The following is an 18282-nucleotide window of genomic DNA, read 5'->3' as shown; positions in this document are numbered from 1 at the left end:
CGTGGCTAAAGATTTTCGTGATATTACACTTGCACTGGCAGGCGTCTGCCAGGCAAGTCGTCTTGTTCAGCAAATTGCTTACCAAGGTAGTGCGAACGAGAATGATGTTGAAGTGATGGTTAACAGTATTTTTAATCTCAATCCAACATCAACACTTGATGTTTATGGCAATCAAATCAGTCATTTAAAATTAGGCTTTCAAACACTGAAAGCTATTCATCAGGCAGTAAGAAGAGAAAAGTTAACGCTAGAATTGATGACTTATCAACAAGGTTTAATCAACTTAGAACGCTTAATCGGACGAAATGATGATTATAGTTCACGTTTATCACAAAAAATTTCTCAATTAGAGCGTCAAAAAAGCTATTTTGAACCTATGTCCGAAGGTGTATTTAATGCACTCGCTGGAGTTTATGTTGATGCGGTTAGCCCTGTAGGCTCTCGCATTCAAGTTCATGGCTCTATTGAACTGTTAAAAAACCCAATTATTCAAGCTAAAGTTAGAGCGTTATTATTAACGGGTATCCGTAGTGCCGTGCTCTGGCGTCAAGTTGGTGGTCGTCGTTTTGATTTTTTATTGCATCAAAAGACGATCATCCGACAAGCTGATGATTTTCTCGCTCAATGTTAATACTTTAAATTCAACCTGGGAGTTGCCAACAATGGAATTATCTTCGCTGACAGCGATTTCACCGATTGACGGTCGTTACGGTAGTAAAACTTCGTCGTTACGTTCTATTTTTAGTGAATTCGGTCTTCTGAAATTCCGTGTACAGGTAGAAGTTCGCTGGCTGCAAAAGCTGGCATCTTGCACCGACATTAAAGAAGTTCCCGCCTTTGAAAAAAACGCAAACGATTACCTTGATACAATTGTTGCTAATTTTAATGAAGAAGATGCAGCACGCATCAAATCTATCGAACGCACTACTAACCACGATGTAAAAGCCGTAGAATATTTCTTAAAAGAAAAAGTGGCGACTATCCCTGCTTTACATCAGGTTTCTGAATTTATTCACTTTGCTTGCACTTCTGAAGATATTAATAATCTGTCTCATGCCATTATGCTAGAAACAGCCCGCCAAGAAATCCTGCTACCTGCATGGCGTGAACTTATTGATACAATTAGTAAAATGGCGCAAGAATACCGTGACTTACCTCTTCTTTCTCGCACTCATGGTCAACCTGCTACCCCGTCTACAATGGGTAAAGAGTTTGCTAACGTGGCTTACCGTATGGAGCGTCAATATCGTCAACTTACGCAAGTTGAGATTTTAGGTAAAATTAATGGTGCCGTCGGTAACTATAACGCCCACTTAGCCGCTTATCCTGAAGTAAACTGGCACCAATTTAGTGAAGAATTTGTAACTTCATTGGGTATTACATGGAACCCATACACAACACAAATTGAACCGCATGATTATATTGCTGAACTTTTTGATTGTATTAGCCGTTTCAATACCATTTTGATCGATTTCGATCGTGATATTTGGGGTTATGTCGCACTGAATCACTTCAAACAAAAAACTATTGCGGGGGAAATTGGTTCATCGACCATGCCACATAAAGTAAACCCTATTGATTTTGAAAACTCGGAAGGAAACTTAGGGTTAGCTAATGCCGTTATGGGGCATCTTTCTAGTAAATTACCGCTTTCTCGTTGGCAACGTGATTTAACTGATTCAACCGTTCTGCGCAATTTAGGTGTGGGTATTGGTTATGCATTAATTGCTTACCAATCAACCATGAAAGGCCTTAATAAGCTTGAAGTAAATGAAAAACATCTTCGCGAAGAGTTAGATTGTAACTGGGAAGTGTTAGCAGAGCCAATTCAAACTGTAATGCGTCGTTATGGCATTGAAAAACCGTATGAAAAACTAAAAGAATTGACTCGTGGTAAGCGTATTACTGAGCAAGATATGGTTATTTTCATCGACGGTTTAGAATTGCCTGAGCATGAAAAAACTCGCTTAAAAGCGATGACACCTGAAAGTTATATTGGTTTTGCAACTCAGTTTGTTGATAAGTTAAACTAATTTATCACACGAAAAGGCAGATAATTTCTGCCTTTTTTTATAACAAAAAACGAAGAAAACTATCTATAACCTAAACACGTTGCGGGCCACAGTATTTTTTAATCAATAGATTGTCTATGATAACCTTATATTTTTATCTAATAGACTGACTATCATGTCCTATATTTATTTTACAACGGTGTATTTTTACCGATTGTACTCAAGGTGGAATAATGCGGATCTTAATTATTGAAGATAATATTTTACTTCGTCATCACTTATCTGTGCAGTTTCGTGATGCAGGCCATCAAGTTGACGCAGCAGAAGATGCCAAAGAAGCAGATAGTTTTATAACCGAAGGTACACCCGATGTTGCTATTGTAGATTTAGGATTACCTGATGAAGATGGCATTAGCCTTATTCGAAGATGGCGAGAAAACAATATTACGTTACCTATTATGGTGTTAACCGCTCGTGAAAGTTGGCAAGAAAAAGTCTCCGCATTAAATGCAGGCGCTGATGATTATGTGACAAAACCTTTTCATTTTGAGGAAATTGTTGCACGTATTCAGGCATTAATGCGAAGAAACATGGGAATTGCATCACAAATACTCTCTATTGAGCCTTTTGAGTTGGATTTATCACGTAAAGAGTTCATGATTTCAGGCGAGCAAATCAAATTAACAGCATTTGAATATACGATCTTAGAAACATTAATGCGCAATCAAAATAAAGTTGTTAGCAAAGATGCATTAATGCGTCAGTTGTATCCAGATGCTGAATTAAAAGAAAGTCACACTATTGATGTACTAATGGGGCGATTACGTAAAAAAATCTTAGAAAAATACCCTGATGATGTTGTCGTGACAGTACGTGGACAAGGCTACCGTTTTGATATGAAACCTTAATATGCAAAAAAAACAGCGCTCTCCACTCTCATTACGAACACGATTTTTACTTGCAACGAGTGCTATTATTTTAGCTCTTACACTCTCTTATGGGTTGGTTGCTATAGTCGGTTCTATTGTCAGTGTAGATAAAACCACTTTTATGCTAATGCGTAGTCAAAGTAATCTTTATTACAGTTTAGCGCAGTGGAATAAAGGCAAGCTGAATATTGAATTTCCAACAAATTTGAATAATAACAATACATCGCTGGTGGTCGTTTTTGATGATAAAGGTAATATCTTATGGACACCTTCTGATTTACCTAAAGCCATTCCTAATAGTATTAAGCATAAATGGCGCCATGAAGAAGGGTTATTTGAAATTTCAGTTGATATCAAAACAACTCGTTTAATGCTACAACAGTTGCCTCAATACCGTGTTTATCTCAAACGACTCGAAGAATATTCAAGTAACGAATTTTTAACTCACTCCGTAGTAATTAATCATTATCCTGCGGCTGATAATATGCCTTATATGGCAATCGCGGTTATCGATCCTATTCCTCAGCGCATGCAAAAAGTCAGTCAGGTTTGGGACTGGTTTTTATATATTATTCTCGCTAATTTATTTTTAGTTGTGCCTTTAATTTGGTTAGCTGCACACTGGAGTTTACGGCCTATAAAACAAGTGATAGAACAAATCAGCGCATTAGAAAAAGGTACACGTAATGATTTGGATGAAAACCCACCAACTGAGTTAAAAGGCTTAGTTAGAAATTTAAATGTGTTATTACGTAATGAACGAAACCGTTATAGTAAATATCGCACAAGTTTATCTGATCTTACCCACAGCTTAAAAACGCCACTCGCCGTATTACAATCAACATTACGCTCTTTACGATCAGGTAAGCAAATGACGATAGAGCAAGCTGAACCTATCATGCTTGAACAAATAGAACGAATTTCACAACAAGTCGGTTATTATCTGCATCGAGCATCTATTCATGGTGAGCACGACATTACCACGCGAAAACTCCATTCACTATCAGGATTATTAGACAATCTTTGTAGTGCATTAAGTAAAGTTTATCAGTCAAAAGGCGTTGATTTAACACTCAATGTTTCACCTGAAATTATGTGGTTAGGTGAGAAAAATGATTTTATGGAAGTGATGGGCAATATTCTGGATAACGCTTGTAAATACTGCTTAGAGTTTGTTGAAATCAACGTAAGTAATAATGAAAACAGCGTAATAATGATTGTTGATGATGATGGCCCCGGTGTTAGCTCTGAAAAAAGAGAGATTATTTTCCAGCGAGGAACAAGAGCAGACACGCTGCGACCAGGGCAAGGTTTAGGATTATCTATCGCGGTAGATATTATTGAACAATACAGTGGCAAAATTACGATTACCGATAGTCCTTTAGGTGGCGCTCGTATCACTGTAACCTTTGCTGAGCAGCAACTTACCACTGAGCGTGAATAACCATTCTTAATAAAAAAATGCTTTTTTATCAAACTCCCCTACTCTACATATTGAATTATGTATGATATCTGCTCAGTTATTACAGTGTTACTCGCTATTACTCACATTGCTCAAAGTAATGTTTAGCAGGAAGTTGGAATTCATTATACTATGACTTCAGGCTTCCCGAATTCAGGATATACACAATGGACTATAAACTTAATTTAGATTGGCAATCATTTCTCGAAAGCCATTGGCAAAAACGCCCTTTATTAATTAAAAACGGCTTCTCACGTTTTGTTGATCCTTTATCTCCTGACGAACTTGCTGGTCTTGCAATGGAAGATGAAGTGGATAGCCGTCTTGTTAGCTGTCAAGACGGACAATGGGGAGTCAAACATGGGCCTTTTGAGCACTTCGAAGGACTTGGTGATAAAGACTGGTCTTTACTTGTACAAGCCGTCGATCACTGGCATTTTCCTAGTGCGGCATTAATGAAGCCATTTCGCGTATTACCCGATTGGCGCATTGATGATTTAATGATCTCTTATTCTGTTCCCGGTGGTGGTGTAGGCCCGCACCTCGATCAATATGATGTCTTTATTATTCAAGGACAAGGTCGTCGTCGCTGGCGTGTGGGTGAAAAAATCCCGATGAAACAACACTGCCCTCACCCTGATTTACTTCAAGTTGACCCTTTTGAAGCAATTATTGATGAAGAATTAGAACCGGGTGATATTCTTTATATCCCACCTGGATTTCCACATGAAGGCTATGCGATTGAAGAGTCGCTAAACTACTCTGTAGGTTTCAGAGCGCCTAATGCTCGTGAACTTTTCAGTGGTTTCGCTGACTATGTGTTAGCAAATGATTTAGGCAGCTATCGTTATAGCGACCCAGACCTAACACCACGTGAAAACCCAGCATTAGTGCAACATCAAGAGTTAAATAAACTTCATGACATGATGGAAGATTTACTTGCTCAACCAGAAGTATTCCGTCATTGGTTTGGTGAATTTATTTCTCAATCTCGCCATGAACTTGATCTCGCAGTTCCAGAACCTTTATATGAAAATGCAGAAATTCACGATTTACTGCAGCAAGGTGAGCAACTCCATCGTTTAAATGGTATTCGTGCGTTACGAGTTGGCGATAACTGTTTTGTAAATGGCCAATTGATGGATACTGATCATATAGAAGCGGTAGATGCGCTTTGCCAATATGATTATATTAATAAACAACACTTGGGTGATGCATTAGCTGATCCAAAATTTGTACGTTTATTAACACAGTTAGTGAATCAAGGTTATTGGTATTTTGAAGATTAATTATCACTAATTATAATGATAAGTTCTAAAGCCCAGCCATGTTAATGATTGGGCTTTTTTATTACTCAATATCTTGAAATATCTCTGATTTTAAAACTCAGCGAATTAAATAATTTATAAATCCTTTTAAAAGCACTCTTGTATTATGAAAGAAAAAAGGAATTGAGACAAAAAAAACACTTTGTAAGAAAAAGAGTAATAGAGTGTGCTTACTATTTGTAATAAATAAAGAAAATAAAATTATAAAAGTGATAGCGAAATAACTAAAAATAATAATAAATGAATGCTTTTCAGACTTTTTGATTAAATATTCACTTTCATTATTAATATAATTTTCTTTTTGTTTATTTGATTTAACTTGTTTTTCAATTATGGGGTCAACTAATTTTTCTGAAATCGAATCCATTCTACTACCCTTATAGTATCGTTTTATAATAATTATAAATGAAATGTGAACATTCTAATTTATCAATCTATTACGATAAAATAGCGTATATTTTAAGTTTAAAAAACTCATGATTAGCACTATCATTATTATAAAGTAGTTTTATTTTAAATTAAGTAAACCCATTCAATTTATTTCAGATTTATTTTAAGCAACCTCTCCTATTTTATTTTATCAATTACCCTTAAGATAGAATTAAATTAAGAATGTAAATAAATAATCAAAACTAACAAGGTAGCTAAAAAAATAATAGCCGACATATCGGCTATTATTTTATTTTCTGAGCTCTACAAGCGATTAATTAATCACTTTAGCCTTTTCTCTTTCAGCCGTAATTTCAGCAATACGCATGATCACACTTACCGCAGCTTCCATTCCTTCTAAAGAGATAAATTCATGCTTACCATGGAAATTATAACCACCAGTAAAAATATTAGGGCAAGGTAATCCACGATAAGAAAGCTGAGCACCATCGGTGCCACCACGGATAGGTTTGATGTTAGGCTCAATATCACAATCAATCATTGCTTGTTTTGCTATTTCAATAATGTGTGGGAATTGAACAACTTTATCATGCATATTGTAATAACTATCATCAATAGTTAGCTCAATATAGCAATCTGGGTGTAAACCTTTACCAACTTTTTCTGCAATCGCAATCATATTTTGTTTGCGTTTTTCAAATACGTTACGATTAAAATCACGGATAATATAGTGCATTTCCGCTCTTTCTACCGTTCCTTTAATACTTTGAAGGTGATAAAAACCATCATAACCCTCTGTATTTTCAGGCGTCTCATCAGTCGGTAATTCTTGATGAATGCGAGTTGCTAATCCTAATGCATTTACCATCACCCCTTTTGCACTACCAGGGTGAACATTGTTACCAACAATTTTGATATTCACTGATGCGGCGTTGAAGTTTTCATATTCCAATTCGCCAACACCACCACCATCAACGGTATAAGCCCAGCTTGCACCAAATGCATTTAAATCGACATAATGCGCGCCACGACCAATTTCTTCATCAGGTGTGAACGCAATACGGATATCACCATGAGGTCGGTTCGTTTCTTTTAAACGCACCATAGCGGTAATGATTTCAGCAATACCCGCTTTATCATCAGCGCCTAATAAGGTTTTACCGTCTGTGGTGATTAATGTTTTACCAATCATAGAATGTAAGATTGGAAACATAACAGGTGATAACACTTCATCACCAATACCCAATGCAATATCACCGCCTCGATAATCTTCAAGCACTTGTGGTTTTACATGCTTACCAGAAAAATCAGGCGCTGTGTCAAGATGCGAAATAAAACCAATCACAGGCACTGGCCAAGAGACATTGGATGGCAAACTTGCCATTACACATCCTTTGTCACTGAGTGTTACATCTGCAAAACCCAGTTTTTTTAATTCTTGCGCCAATGCTTTAGCTAGTTTTAGCTGACCATCACTGCTTGGTGACATTTTTGAAGATGGTTTTGATTGTGTATCAAAATTAATATATTCAAAAAAACGTTCTAATAATTTATCCATTTTGCCCCCTAAGATCTCTCTAATAACAATAATAGGGAACTCTATAAAATAATTATTGCGTCAAATCAGCTTTAGGATCATTAATTAATTCAAACAATTTATGAACATATTCATCAACAACCTGACTTGCTGGCCCATAATGTTTTTCTTCAAACTGGCTTTCAACTAAACTTGGCTCAAGATTTAGCTCAACAGTATGAGCACCAGCTAGCCTAGCTTCATGTACAAAACCCGCAGCAGGATAGACATTACCAGAAGTACCGATAGAGATAAAAATATCAGCCTCAGCCAAAGCTCGATAAATCTCATCCATGCCAATAGGCATTTCACCAAACCAGACAATATGTGGACGTAGTGGTGATGGAAATTGGCAACAATGGCAGTGATCTGTTGTTTCTAAATCACCTTTCCATTCAAAAACTTGGCGGGATTGTGGGCAACGTACTTTTAATAATTCACCATGCATATGTAAAATATGCTGACTACCCGCTTTCTCATGCAAATTATCAATATTTTGCGTTACAAGAAGGAAGTTATCTTTACCTAAGCGTTGCTCAAGTTTTGCTAATGCATAATGCGCTTCATTTGGCTGAATTGTAGGTTGTTGTAATTGGCGACGACGTTCATTATAAAACTGCTGAACCAATTGTGGGTTGCGTTGATAGCCTTCAGGTGTAGCAACATCTTCAACGCGATGTTCTTCCCACAATCCATCTTCTGAACGAAATGTTTTAATTCCTGATTCAGCAGAAATGCCAGCCCCTGTTAATACGACAACTTTGGGTAAACTCATTTCATGTTCCGTTTTATGGGTGAGATGAAAATAACGACAACGTGAATGTTGTCGTCGTAAACTTTTGATCTTACGAAACTTCCTAAGCCGACGATGACGAAGTTTAAGTTTCATCATTACAATCCTTGGTTTTCAAATTTAAATATTGCGTTTCTAGCGTCACTATTTTAAGTGTTTTTTCTTCTTTGTATGTCAATAAACTTATTGTCCACTTAAAATTCTTGCAGGATCTAGTTTAGTGGCTCGACGAGCAGGATACCAACTTGCTATCAGGCTTAAGATCACAGTGGTGATAAATACAGAAAAAACATCAATCAAATGTACTTCTGAAGGGAGGAAATCGACAAAATAAACATCACCAGAAAGTACACTATGTCCTGTTAATGATTCAACAACAGAAACTAAAGGTGTCAAATTATAAGCCACTAATACACCAAAAATGACACCTGCAATACAGCCAATCATGCCTGATAATAAGCCGTACCATAAAAAGATATTACGGATATGACTATCACGAGCGCCGAGCGTACGCAAAATAGCAATGTCACTGCTTTTATCTCTTACCGCCATAATCAGCGTCGATACAATATTAAAACAAGCCACACCAATCACTAAGATCATGGATAAATACATAATGCTACGGATCATTTGAATATCGCTATACATATAGCCATAGTCACTTATCCAACTTTTAGCATAAACATACTCTTCACTATTTAACCCCGCATTATGAATAATTTCATTAGCCAAAAATGGATCAACCGTTTTCACTTCAATTCCTGTAATACCTTGGCCGTAATCCATATATTGTTGAGCATCTGCTAGAGGAATTAATGCTAATTGGTGATCGAGCATTCCACTCAATTTAAATATGCCACTAACTTGTAAGCGAATACGTTTAGGCTGTAATAACTTAGTTGGATCATCATTATTCGGAATTAATACCGTTAGCCAATCACCCTGTTTAATTTTTAATGCGTCTGCAACACCTTGCCCAACAATAATTTGTTGCTTACCCGCACGAAAATCTTGCCATGCATTATTTTGTACATAGCGAGGTAATAAGCTGATATCTCCTTGTTTTTCAGGAGATACTCCCATAACTTGCACTGCTTTTAGTTCAGTTCCTTTCTCTAACAATCCCGTTAATAAGATATATGGCGCGGCCGCAACAACTCCTGATGTTTTTTCAATTCGAGGTAATGCCGATTGCCATTGTACAAATGGCTGTTCTACTGAATAGATTTGTCCATGCGGTACTACCGATAAAATACGGTTTTTTAATTCGCGCTCAAATCCATTCATGGCACTTAAGCCAATAATTAAAACAGCCACGCCAAGCATAATGCCCAGTGTTGAAATAACCGAGATTAACGAAACCATTCCCGCACGTTTTCGCCCTCTTGAAAAACGTAATGCGGTCACTAATGCAAGTGGCAATTGCGCCATTATTTCACTCCTGAAATCATATTTTGTGGCTGTAATTGGCCATCTTTCATTTCAAGTTGACGCTGAAAACGAGCCGCCAGTGATAAATCATGCGTCACCACCAGAAAAGCAGTTTGCTTCTCTTTATTTAATTTAATCAATAACTCGAAAATACCTTCGGCGTTTTTCTGATCAAGATTACCTGTTGGTTCATCCGCAAGTACCAATGCAGGATCGTTAACCAATGCTCTCGCAATCGCAACACGTTGTCTTTCGCCACCTGAAAGCTCTGAAGGACGATGATGAGCACGCTCTTTTAAGCCAACCGCTTCAAGTAAAGACATTGCTTTCTCTTTCGCCTTTGCAACACTAACCCCACCAATCATTAATGGCATTGCCACATTTTCAAGTGCAGTAAAATCCGGTAATAAGTGATGGAATTGATAAATAAAACCCAGTTGTGTATTACGCAGGTCGGCTTTTTCTGAAGAAGATAATGTATTGAGTGATTGCCCTTCAAAGAAGACTTCGCCAGATGTCGGTGAATCTAAGCCACCTAATAAATGCAATAAGGTACTTTTGCCTGAACCAGAACTACCCACAATCGCTAAAAAATCACCTTTTTCCATTTTAAATGAAACCGATTTCAGCACTTGGGTTGAAATTGTACCGTCTTGGTATTGTTTACACAGGGCGTGACAATCCAATAAACAATTTTTGTCAATTTGCATGTTTTTTTCTGATGCCATTGGCTGTTTATTAATAGAAGAATTACTCATAACGTAGCGCCTCTGCTGGCTGAATAGTCGCGGCCCGCCAAGACGGGTATAAAGTAGATAAAAGGGAAATCACAATGGCTGCAAAGCCAATCATAAATACTCTTCCCCATTCAAGCGTTGCAGGTAATTCAACACCTTGTGGAATAAGCCCTACCGCTGGCATAATAGTATTTAACTGGCTAGAGAGTAATGCCCCCAAAAGACCACCAGCAACTGCACCTAACATACCGGCACCAGCACCTTGCAACATAAAAATGGACATAATCTGGGAACGTTTTAAGCCCATAGTTTGCAAAATAGCTACTTCTCCTTGTTTTTCCATCACTAATAAAGAAAGTGAGGTAATAATATTAAAAGCAGCCACAGCAATAATTAAGCTTAATAATAATCCCATCATATTTTTTTCCATTTTAACTGCCTGGAAAAATTCACCTTTACGTTCGCGCCAATCTTTCCAACTTAAGTTTGTAGCTAAAGGCTTAGCACTGTATTTTTCAATATTGAGAGGATCAGAAAAGAAAAGACGCCACCCTGTAATATTACCAGGCTGATAACGCATTAAACGCGCCGCATCTTGTTGATTGACTAGAATTTGAGAGGCATCAGCATCCCCACCACTTTGGAAAATGCCTTTAACAGTAAATAATCGTTGACTGGGTAATCTTCCCATTGGAGTGAGTTGGCTAACACTTGGCACAATCAGACGGATTTTATCCCCTTCTTTTGCTTTTAGTTGTTTAGCTAAGCCACTTCCTAAGATCACGCCATATTCACCCGATTTAAGCATAGAGAAATCACCATAACGAATATGTTTTGTTAAAGGTTCATCTTGTGCTTTTTCAATCCCTAACATGACACCAACGCTGATATTGTCTTTACTCTGCAAAACAACATCACCTTCTACTAAAGGGACAACGTTTATGATACCTTCTCGCGTCAGTAGATTTTCGGCTATATTTGATTGTCGGGGTAATTGCCCGTTAGGTGATGTCACTATGGCTTGTGGAAGATAAGCAAGAATGCTTTCTTGCAATGAACGCTCAAAACCATTCATGACAGAAGTCACTGTGATAAGCGCTGCTACACCTAACATGATCCCTAAAGCGGATAGCCATGAGACGAAGCGACCGAACTTATCGACCGCGCGACCCCGCATATAACGGAGCCCTATATAAAATGAGACAGAATTGTACATGAAATCTGTGCTGTTCCTGTTGCTAATGCGAAGTGTTCAGGGATAATAAAGGGTAGTCTTACTGAATGGAACCACTCTATTCCCAAACTGTGGTTTTTCTTTTATCTTAACCTGCCCGCCAGTTTAAGCTTTAGCGAGTACGCTGAAGATGTGTTGGGAGTTAACTACAACAAAGAGTTCACATTACACGCTTATGTCCTCAGAATATCGTTATCAACTTCCTATAAAACAAGGGGATACTCGCCAGCTAGGTCAACTGACTGGTGCCGCTTGTGCTCTAGAATGTGCAGAGATCATCAAACGTCATTCTGGATTAGTCGTTCTTGTTACTCGTGACATGCAAAATGCATTACGTTTACAAGATGAAATCCGTCAGTTTTGTGATTATCCAGTAGAGACATTATCGGATTGGGAAACGCTGCCTTATGACAGTTTTTCACCTCACCAAGAAATTATCTCAAACCGCCTTTCTACGCTATACCGTATTCCATCACTTCTCAAGGGAATTTTAATCTTACCCGTCAATACGTTAATGCAGAAAGTCTGCCCTACGGATTATCTCGCAAGTCATGCGTTGGTAATGCAAAAAGGAGAGATACTTTCTCGTGATAATTTACGTAAAACACTCGATGAAGCGGGATATCGCCATGTAGAGCAAGTATTAGAACACGGTGAATATGCAACACGCGGTGCATTGCTTGACTTATTTCCTATGGGAAGTGAATTTCCTTATCGTATTGATTTTTTCGATGATGAAATTGATAGCTTGCGTACTTTTGATGTTGATACCCAAAGAACGTTAATAGAAGTGGAGCAAATAAATTTATTGCCCGCACATGAATTCCCTACTGATGCCAATGCAATTGAGCTTTTTCGTAGTCAGTGGCGTGAGCGCTTTGATGTAAGACGTGATCCTGAACATATTTATCAGCAAGTCAGCAAACACATATTGCCTACTGGGATTGAATATTGGCAATCGCTGTTTTTTGAACAACCGTTATCTAATTTATTTGCTTATTTTCCCAAAAACACTCTGATAGTGACGCAAGATCTACAAGATTTTGCAGATAAATTCTGGCAAGACATCAACCAGCGTTTTGAAAGCCGTCGTGTTGACCCAATGCGACCATTGCTTCCTCCTGATGATATTTGGCTCAGTGTTGATAAATTTAATAAAGAACTTAAACAGTGGCCACGAATTCAACTTAAAACAGAAACATTGCCAGAAAAAGCTGGACAAACTAATTTAGGTTATCAACCACTTCCTGATTTATCGATCAACGCACAAAGCAAATCCCCTTTAGACAATCTACGTCGATTCCAAGAACAATTTTCAGGTAGTGTGATTTTCTCTGTTGAGAGCGAAGGCCGACGTGAAACAGTACAAGAACTGTTATCACGGATAAAAATTGCACCTAAACAGATCATTGAGTTATCAGATGCCCAAGAAAAAGGAGCCTATTTTATTATTGGTGCAGCTGAACACGGTTTTATTGATAATCATCGTCAATTAGCCATGATCTGTGAAAGCGATATGTTAGGCGAACGAATTAATCGCCGTCGTCAAGACAATCGCCGAGCAATTAATACCGATACTTTAATTCGTAACCTTGCCGAATTAAGCATAGGCCAACCTGTTGTTCATCTTCAGCATGGTGTTGGACGCTATCAAGGCATGACAACCTTAGAAGCGGGTGGCGTTAAAGCTGAATATTTGATGTTAAGCTACGCAGGTAATGACAAGCTTTATGTCCCTGTTTCATCATTACATTTAATCAGTCGTTATTCCGGTGGTGCTGATGAAAATGCTCCTTTACATAAATTGGGGGGCGATGCATGGGTAAGAGCTCGTCAAAAAGCAGCTGAAAAAGTCCGTGATGTTGCAGCTGAGCTGTTAGATGTTTATGCCCAGCGAGAAATAAAAACGGGCTTTGCCTTTAAAATGGATAAAGAGCAGTATCACGCATTTCGGCAAAGTTTTCCTTTTGAAACCACTCCCGATCAAGAAACAGCGATCAATGCCGTATTAAGTGATATGTGCCAAGCCATTTCAATGGACAGATTAGTCTGTGGTGATGTTGGTTTTGGTAAAACAGAAGTGGCAATGCGCGCTGCATTCCTCGCGGTTAACAATAATAAACAAGTTGCGATTTTAGTCCCAACCACCCTACTGGCCCAGCAGCATTTTGATAATTTCCGCGATCGTTTTGCCAATTGGCCCGTTAATATTGAGATGATCTCCCGTTTTCGTAGTGCAAAAGAACAGCAACAAATTACAGAAAAGCTGGCTGAAGGTACTGTTGATATTGTCATTGGTACACACAAATTACTGCAACCTAGCATTCACTGGAAAGATTTAGGCCTCCTCATTGTTGATGAGGAGCATCGCTTTGGCGTTCGCCACAAAGAACGCATTAAAGCCATGCGTGCTAATGTAGATATTTTAACACTGACAGCAACGCCTATTCCTCGTACGTTAAATATGGCCATGAGTGGTATGCGTGATCTTTCTATTATCGCAACGCCGCCTGCACGTCGTTTATCCGTAAAAACATTTGTGCGGGAATATGATGATTTAGTGGTACGTGAAGCCATCTTGCGTGAAACATTACGTGGTGGACAAGTTTATTATTTGTATAACGATGTTGAAAATATTGAAAAGGCGCGTGAGAGACTAGCTACACTCGTACCTGAGGCACGTATTGGAATTGGTCATGGGCAAATGCGTGAACGTGAACTTGAACGTGTGATGAATGATTTCCACCATCAACGTTTTAATGTGTTACTTTGCACCACCATCATCGAAACAGGTATTGATATACCAAGCGCGAATACCATTATTATTGAGCGTGCCGATCACTTTGGTTTAGCGCAATTACATCAGCTACGTGGTCGTGTAGGTCGTTCTCATCATCAAGCTTATGCTTATTTGTTAACGCCACATCCTAAAGCCATGACAAAAGATGCACATAAACGTTTAGAGGCGATTGCTTCACTAGAAGATCTAGGCGCCGGTTTCGCATTGGCAACACATGATTTGGAAATTCGAGGTGCGGGTGAATTACTTGGTGAAGAACAAAGCGGTCAAATGAATACCGTAGGCTTCTCACTTTATATGGAGTTATTAGAAAGTGCAGTAGAAGCCCTTAAAGATGGCAGAGAGCCATCACTTGAAGATCTCACTAATCAACAAACAGAAATTGAATTAAGAATGCCTGTCTTATTGCCTGATGATTACATTCCAGATGTAAATGTCAGACTCTCATTCTATAAACGAATTGCAAGTGCGATTGATTTAAATGAGCTTAATGATTTAAGAGCAGAGTTAATTGATAGATTTGGTAAATTACCTGATGCTGGTCGTTATTTACTGCGTAATGCAGCTATTCGTTTAAATGCCATGAACCTCGGTATTACTCGTATTGAAGCCCATGACAAAGGTGGTTTTATTGAATTTGGCGAAAAAAATAAGGTTGACCCCGGCTATTTGATTAGCTTGCTTCAAGAACAACCTGCAGTTTTCCGCTTAGACGGCCCATCTAAATTGAAGTTTATTATTGATTTAGCTGAACGCGAAAAGCGTCTTACTTTTATTGATGATATGTTAAGTGCATTCGATGATCATAAGATGAAATAACACGAGAGCTAACCGTTCTTTAAGCTAATAAAAAGGCGTAACTGAAGTGATCTTCTCCTTCATTACGCCTTTTTATATTATTGGTATTAATCTTTACGGCAAGGGACTTTTTCATTCATTGAACAATAGGGTTCTTGTTCTAAGATCAGCCTACCATCAGCATCTAAAGCAATAACTTCACCAGGTTTAAACGTGGTGCGCACTTTACCTGGCGTGCCATCGATAGTGTAAAGCACATCATAGCCCACAATTCTGCGTTCTTGTCGATAAATAGGAATACACTCTTTGAATTGAGGATAAGGGAAATTTGCAATATTGCTGTTATTAAGTGCTTCAATCATGTAAAACACACGACATTCTTGCTCTGCTGGATGAAATCGTGACAATTTTTCGGGTGTAAAAGGTGTTGGTAAGCCGATTCGATGACAGTATTCTTCTGTCACAAATACTGTTGATTTAATCGGTGTAGCGGAAACGACATGAGCAAATTGAGGCTGGGGGAAAACCCACCTCCATGCAATAAATAAAAGAATAGCTAATGCAATGATTAGTCCTATCAGTGTGTACTTTCTGACATCAACACTCACTTTTACCCCTTTTTATCTGTTTTATCCTTAATTGCTACAGATATGCAATACAAAGCCACTGTTTTACGATAACTGGCTAATATATTTAGTATTCAATAAATGAACTCTCTATCTGATAGCTTAATTCAACATCCATGCTGATTAGCATAATAAGCAAACCACGTATTTATGACATGTTAAATACACCACTTATTTCTGTTTTAATTACTTAATTAAATAAATATCACCACTTTTTTAGGATTTACCTATTATATTAAGAGTGGTCTTAATTTATTTTTCTGAAAAAATTGAAATCGTTATACTATTTATAATACATCATTATGATAACACGAGGTTAACAATTGTTGCTTAGAAATATGTGGCATTTCATTTTAAATTCATATTTTAAAAATTATCCCCAAGGCTTATGAAAATATTTTAATCAATTAAAATCGAGTAAAAATAACAAGTTAAGCTTAAGTTTAACACTTTTTACTTATTATATTTTTAATACAAATTAAAGAAATACCATAACACTTTATTTGATAAATTAATGAATTAAACATCATTTTTTATTTAAGAAAAGTCTTAAATAATTTAGCGTAATAACCAAAAATAGAGCCAACCATTAATATTACTCATTTAATCTTAATGATAAAATTATATTTACTATTGTCTTATTGAACTTTAGAGTTATTGGTTATTTTTGATATAAACAGATAAATCATCTAGTCATTTATGCTGAGATTATTTATCTTATTTAGATATTCTCATTTAATTATTTAATTTAAAAGAAAAAACAGACAAAAAACCCTCATATAATATGAGGGTTTTAAAAGATAACTTTTGCCTTACTTACAAAGCAAAAGATAAATTAATGAAGTTTTAGCTTAGGTCTGATCACTCTGTTGATAGAACCAACCAACATCATAAGCCCTGTTTTGATATAACCATGTAATGCAATTTGATGCATTCGATATAAAGAGATGTAAACAATCCGAGCAATCCGCCCTTCGATCATCATGTCACCTTTCATCAAATTGCCCATTAAACTTCCTACTGTACTAAATTTAGAAAGAGAAACTAATGAACCGTGATCAGTAAACACATAATCTTTTAACGGCTTATTTTTTAACATTGCAATAATATTACTATAACAGCGACTCGCCATTTGATGTGCAGATTGTGCTCTTGGTGGAACAAAGCCACCTTCTTTACGAGGACATGATGCACAGTCACCAATAGCAAAAATAGATTCATCTAAAGTTGTTTGCAAAGTCGGCTTAACAACCAATTGATTAATACGATTGGTTTCTAGCCCTGCGATCTCTTTCATAAAATCAGGTGCTTTAATACCTGCTGCCCACACCATTAAGTCAGCATCAATATGCTCACCTTCTTTAGTGTTTAATCCACCTTCATCTGCGCTGGTGACCATAGTTTTGGTCATGACTCGCACACCTAATTTTGTTAATTCATGATGTGCTGCGCTCGAAATACGTACTGGTAATGCAGGAAGAATTCGCTCTCCTGCTTCAACTAAAGTGATATTTAACGCAGAAGGTGCTAATTTTTTTAATCCATAACTATTTAATTGGCGCACTGCATTGTGTAGTTCAGCAGAAAGTTCAACTCCCGTTGCACCACCACCAACAATAGCGATATTCACTTTGCGATCTTCAGCTTGTGCATTAGCATCCGCTGAATATTTCAAGAATAAATTCAGCATTTCATTATGGAAACGATGGGCTTGTTGTGGGCTATCTAAGAAAATGCAGTTTTCTTTAATACCTGGAGTACCAAAATCATTCGATTTACTGCCTAATGCCATGACTAAAATATCATAATCAAGCGTGCGTTCAGGGACGAGCAATTCTTGGCCTTCATCATAGATAGCCGCTAATGTAATATTTTTTTGTTCACGATCAAGGCCCATGAGTGAGCCTAATTGGAAGTTAAAATGATGGTTATAACCATGAGCTAAATAACTTAGCGCATCAACTCCATCGTCTAAAGAGCCTGTTGCTACTTCATGTAATAACGGTTTCCATAAATGGCTATTATTACGATCGACTAAGGTGATTTCTGCTTTTTTGCTGCGGCCTAATTTATTGCCTAATTTTGTCGCAAGTTCCAAGCCACCAGCGCCACCACCGACAATAACAATTTTTGTTAATGACATTTAACGTCACTCCATAAAGATAT

The 18282-nt window shown here is 37.5% G+C and carries 14 protein-coding genes; 6 read left to right on the top strand and 8 right to left on the bottom strand.

Features of this window, described 5'->3' with window-relative positions:
• The first annotated feature begins 1 nt into the window (after position 1).
• From hflD to GTH24_RS07265, 5 genes are all read left to right on the top strand, one after another.
• Positions 2-631, top strand: coding sequence for a high frequency lysogenization protein HflD (gene hflD / locus GTH24_RS07285; RefSeq protein ID WP_072069876.1), 630 nt, complete (start codon positions 2-4; stop codon positions 629-631).
• Between the two features lie 31 nt (positions 632-662).
• Positions 663-2033 (top strand): adenylosuccinate lyase, encoded by a 1371-nt coding sequence (gene purB / locus GTH24_RS07280; protein WP_115349533.1) that lies wholly within the window; start codon positions 663-665, stop codon positions 2031-2033.
• Positions 2034-2245: 212 nt separating this feature from the next.
• Positions 2246-2920: a two-component system response regulator PhoP gene (phoP, locus tag GTH24_RS07275; RefSeq protein ID WP_072069878.1), complete on the top strand. Its 675-nt coding sequence runs from the start codon at positions 2246-2248 to the stop codon at positions 2918-2920.
• A 1-nt stretch (position 2921) separates the two neighbouring features.
• Positions 2922-4385: a two-component system sensor histidine kinase PhoQ gene (gene phoQ, locus GTH24_RS07270; protein WP_072069879.1), complete on the top strand. Its 1464-nt coding sequence runs from the start codon at positions 2922-2924 to the stop codon at positions 4383-4385.
• Positions 4386-4570: 185 nt separating this feature from the next.
• Positions 4571-5692: a cupin domain-containing protein gene (locus GTH24_RS07265; RefSeq protein WP_072069880.1), complete on the top strand. Its 1122-nt coding sequence runs from the start codon at positions 4571-4573 to the stop codon at positions 5690-5692.
• Between the two features lie 97 nt (positions 5693-5789).
• On the opposite strand, the gene GTH24_RS07260 is transcribed toward GTH24_RS07265, so the two are convergent.
• The 6 genes from GTH24_RS07260 to lolC form a co-directional block, all read right to left on the bottom strand.
• Positions 5790-6098 (bottom strand): hypothetical protein, encoded by a 309-nt coding sequence (locus GTH24_RS07260; RefSeq protein ID WP_072069881.1) that lies wholly within the window; start codon positions 6096-6098, stop codon positions 5790-5792.
• 336 nt (positions 6099-6434) lie between these two features.
• Complete coding sequence (gene pepT, locus GTH24_RS07255; protein WP_072069882.1) at positions 6435-7679, bottom strand: peptidase T; 1245 nt, start codon at positions 7677-7679, stop codon at positions 6435-6437.
• A 52-nt stretch (positions 7680-7731) separates the two neighbouring features.
• Positions 7732-8589, bottom strand: coding sequence for a Sir2 family NAD+-dependent deacetylase (cobB, locus tag GTH24_RS07250; protein WP_164526155.1), 858 nt, complete (start codon positions 8587-8589; stop codon positions 7732-7734).
• A gap of 84 nt (positions 8590-8673) precedes the next feature.
• Positions 8674-9921: a lipoprotein-releasing ABC transporter permease subunit LolE gene (lolE, locus tag GTH24_RS07245; protein ID WP_164526154.1), complete on the bottom strand. Its 1248-nt coding sequence runs from the start codon at positions 9919-9921 to the stop codon at positions 8674-8676.
• On the bottom strand, positions 9921-10631 hold the full coding sequence (gene lolD, locus GTH24_RS07240) for a lipoprotein-releasing ABC transporter ATP-binding protein LolD (protein WP_072069987.1): 711 nt from the start codon (positions 10629-10631) through the stop codon (positions 9921-9923). The genes lolE and lolD overlap by 1 nt, the downstream gene beginning before the upstream one ends.
• A gap of 40 nt (positions 10632-10671) precedes the next feature.
• Positions 10672-11874, bottom strand: a complete 1203-nt coding sequence (gene lolC / locus GTH24_RS07235) for a lipoprotein-releasing ABC transporter permease subunit LolC (RefSeq protein ID WP_072069885.1) — start codon at positions 11872-11874, stop codon at positions 10672-10674.
• A 193-nt stretch (positions 11875-12067) separates the two neighbouring features.
• On the opposite strand from lolC, the gene mfd reads away from it, so the two are divergent.
• Positions 12068-15511 (top strand): transcription-repair coupling factor, encoded by a 3444-nt coding sequence (gene mfd, locus GTH24_RS07230; RefSeq protein WP_072069886.1) that lies wholly within the window; start codon positions 12068-12070, stop codon positions 15509-15511.
• Between the two features lie 86 nt (positions 15512-15597).
• On the opposite strand, the gene umoD is transcribed toward mfd, so the two are convergent.
• Together umoD and GTH24_RS07220 are read right to left on the bottom strand one after the other, a co-directional pair.
• Entirely contained in the window at positions 15598-16098 is a 501-nt protein-coding gene (gene umoD, locus GTH24_RS07225; protein ID WP_072069887.1) for a flagellar biogenesis regulator UmoD, read from the bottom strand.
• Between the two features lie 853 nt (positions 16099-16951).
• On the bottom strand, positions 16952-18259 hold the full coding sequence (locus GTH24_RS07220; protein WP_072069888.1) for an NAD(P)/FAD-dependent oxidoreductase: 1308 nt from the start codon (positions 18257-18259) through the stop codon (positions 16952-16954).
• Positions 18260-18282 lie beyond the last annotated feature (23 nt).

Source organism: Proteus vulgaris (assembly GCF_011045815.1).
Taxonomy (GTDB): Bacteria; Pseudomonadota; Gammaproteobacteria; order Enterobacterales; family Enterobacteriaceae; genus Proteus; species Proteus vulgaris_B.
The sequence above is the reverse complement of the archived record's forward strand: the minus strand, read 5'-3'. Positions and strand labels throughout refer to the sequence as shown.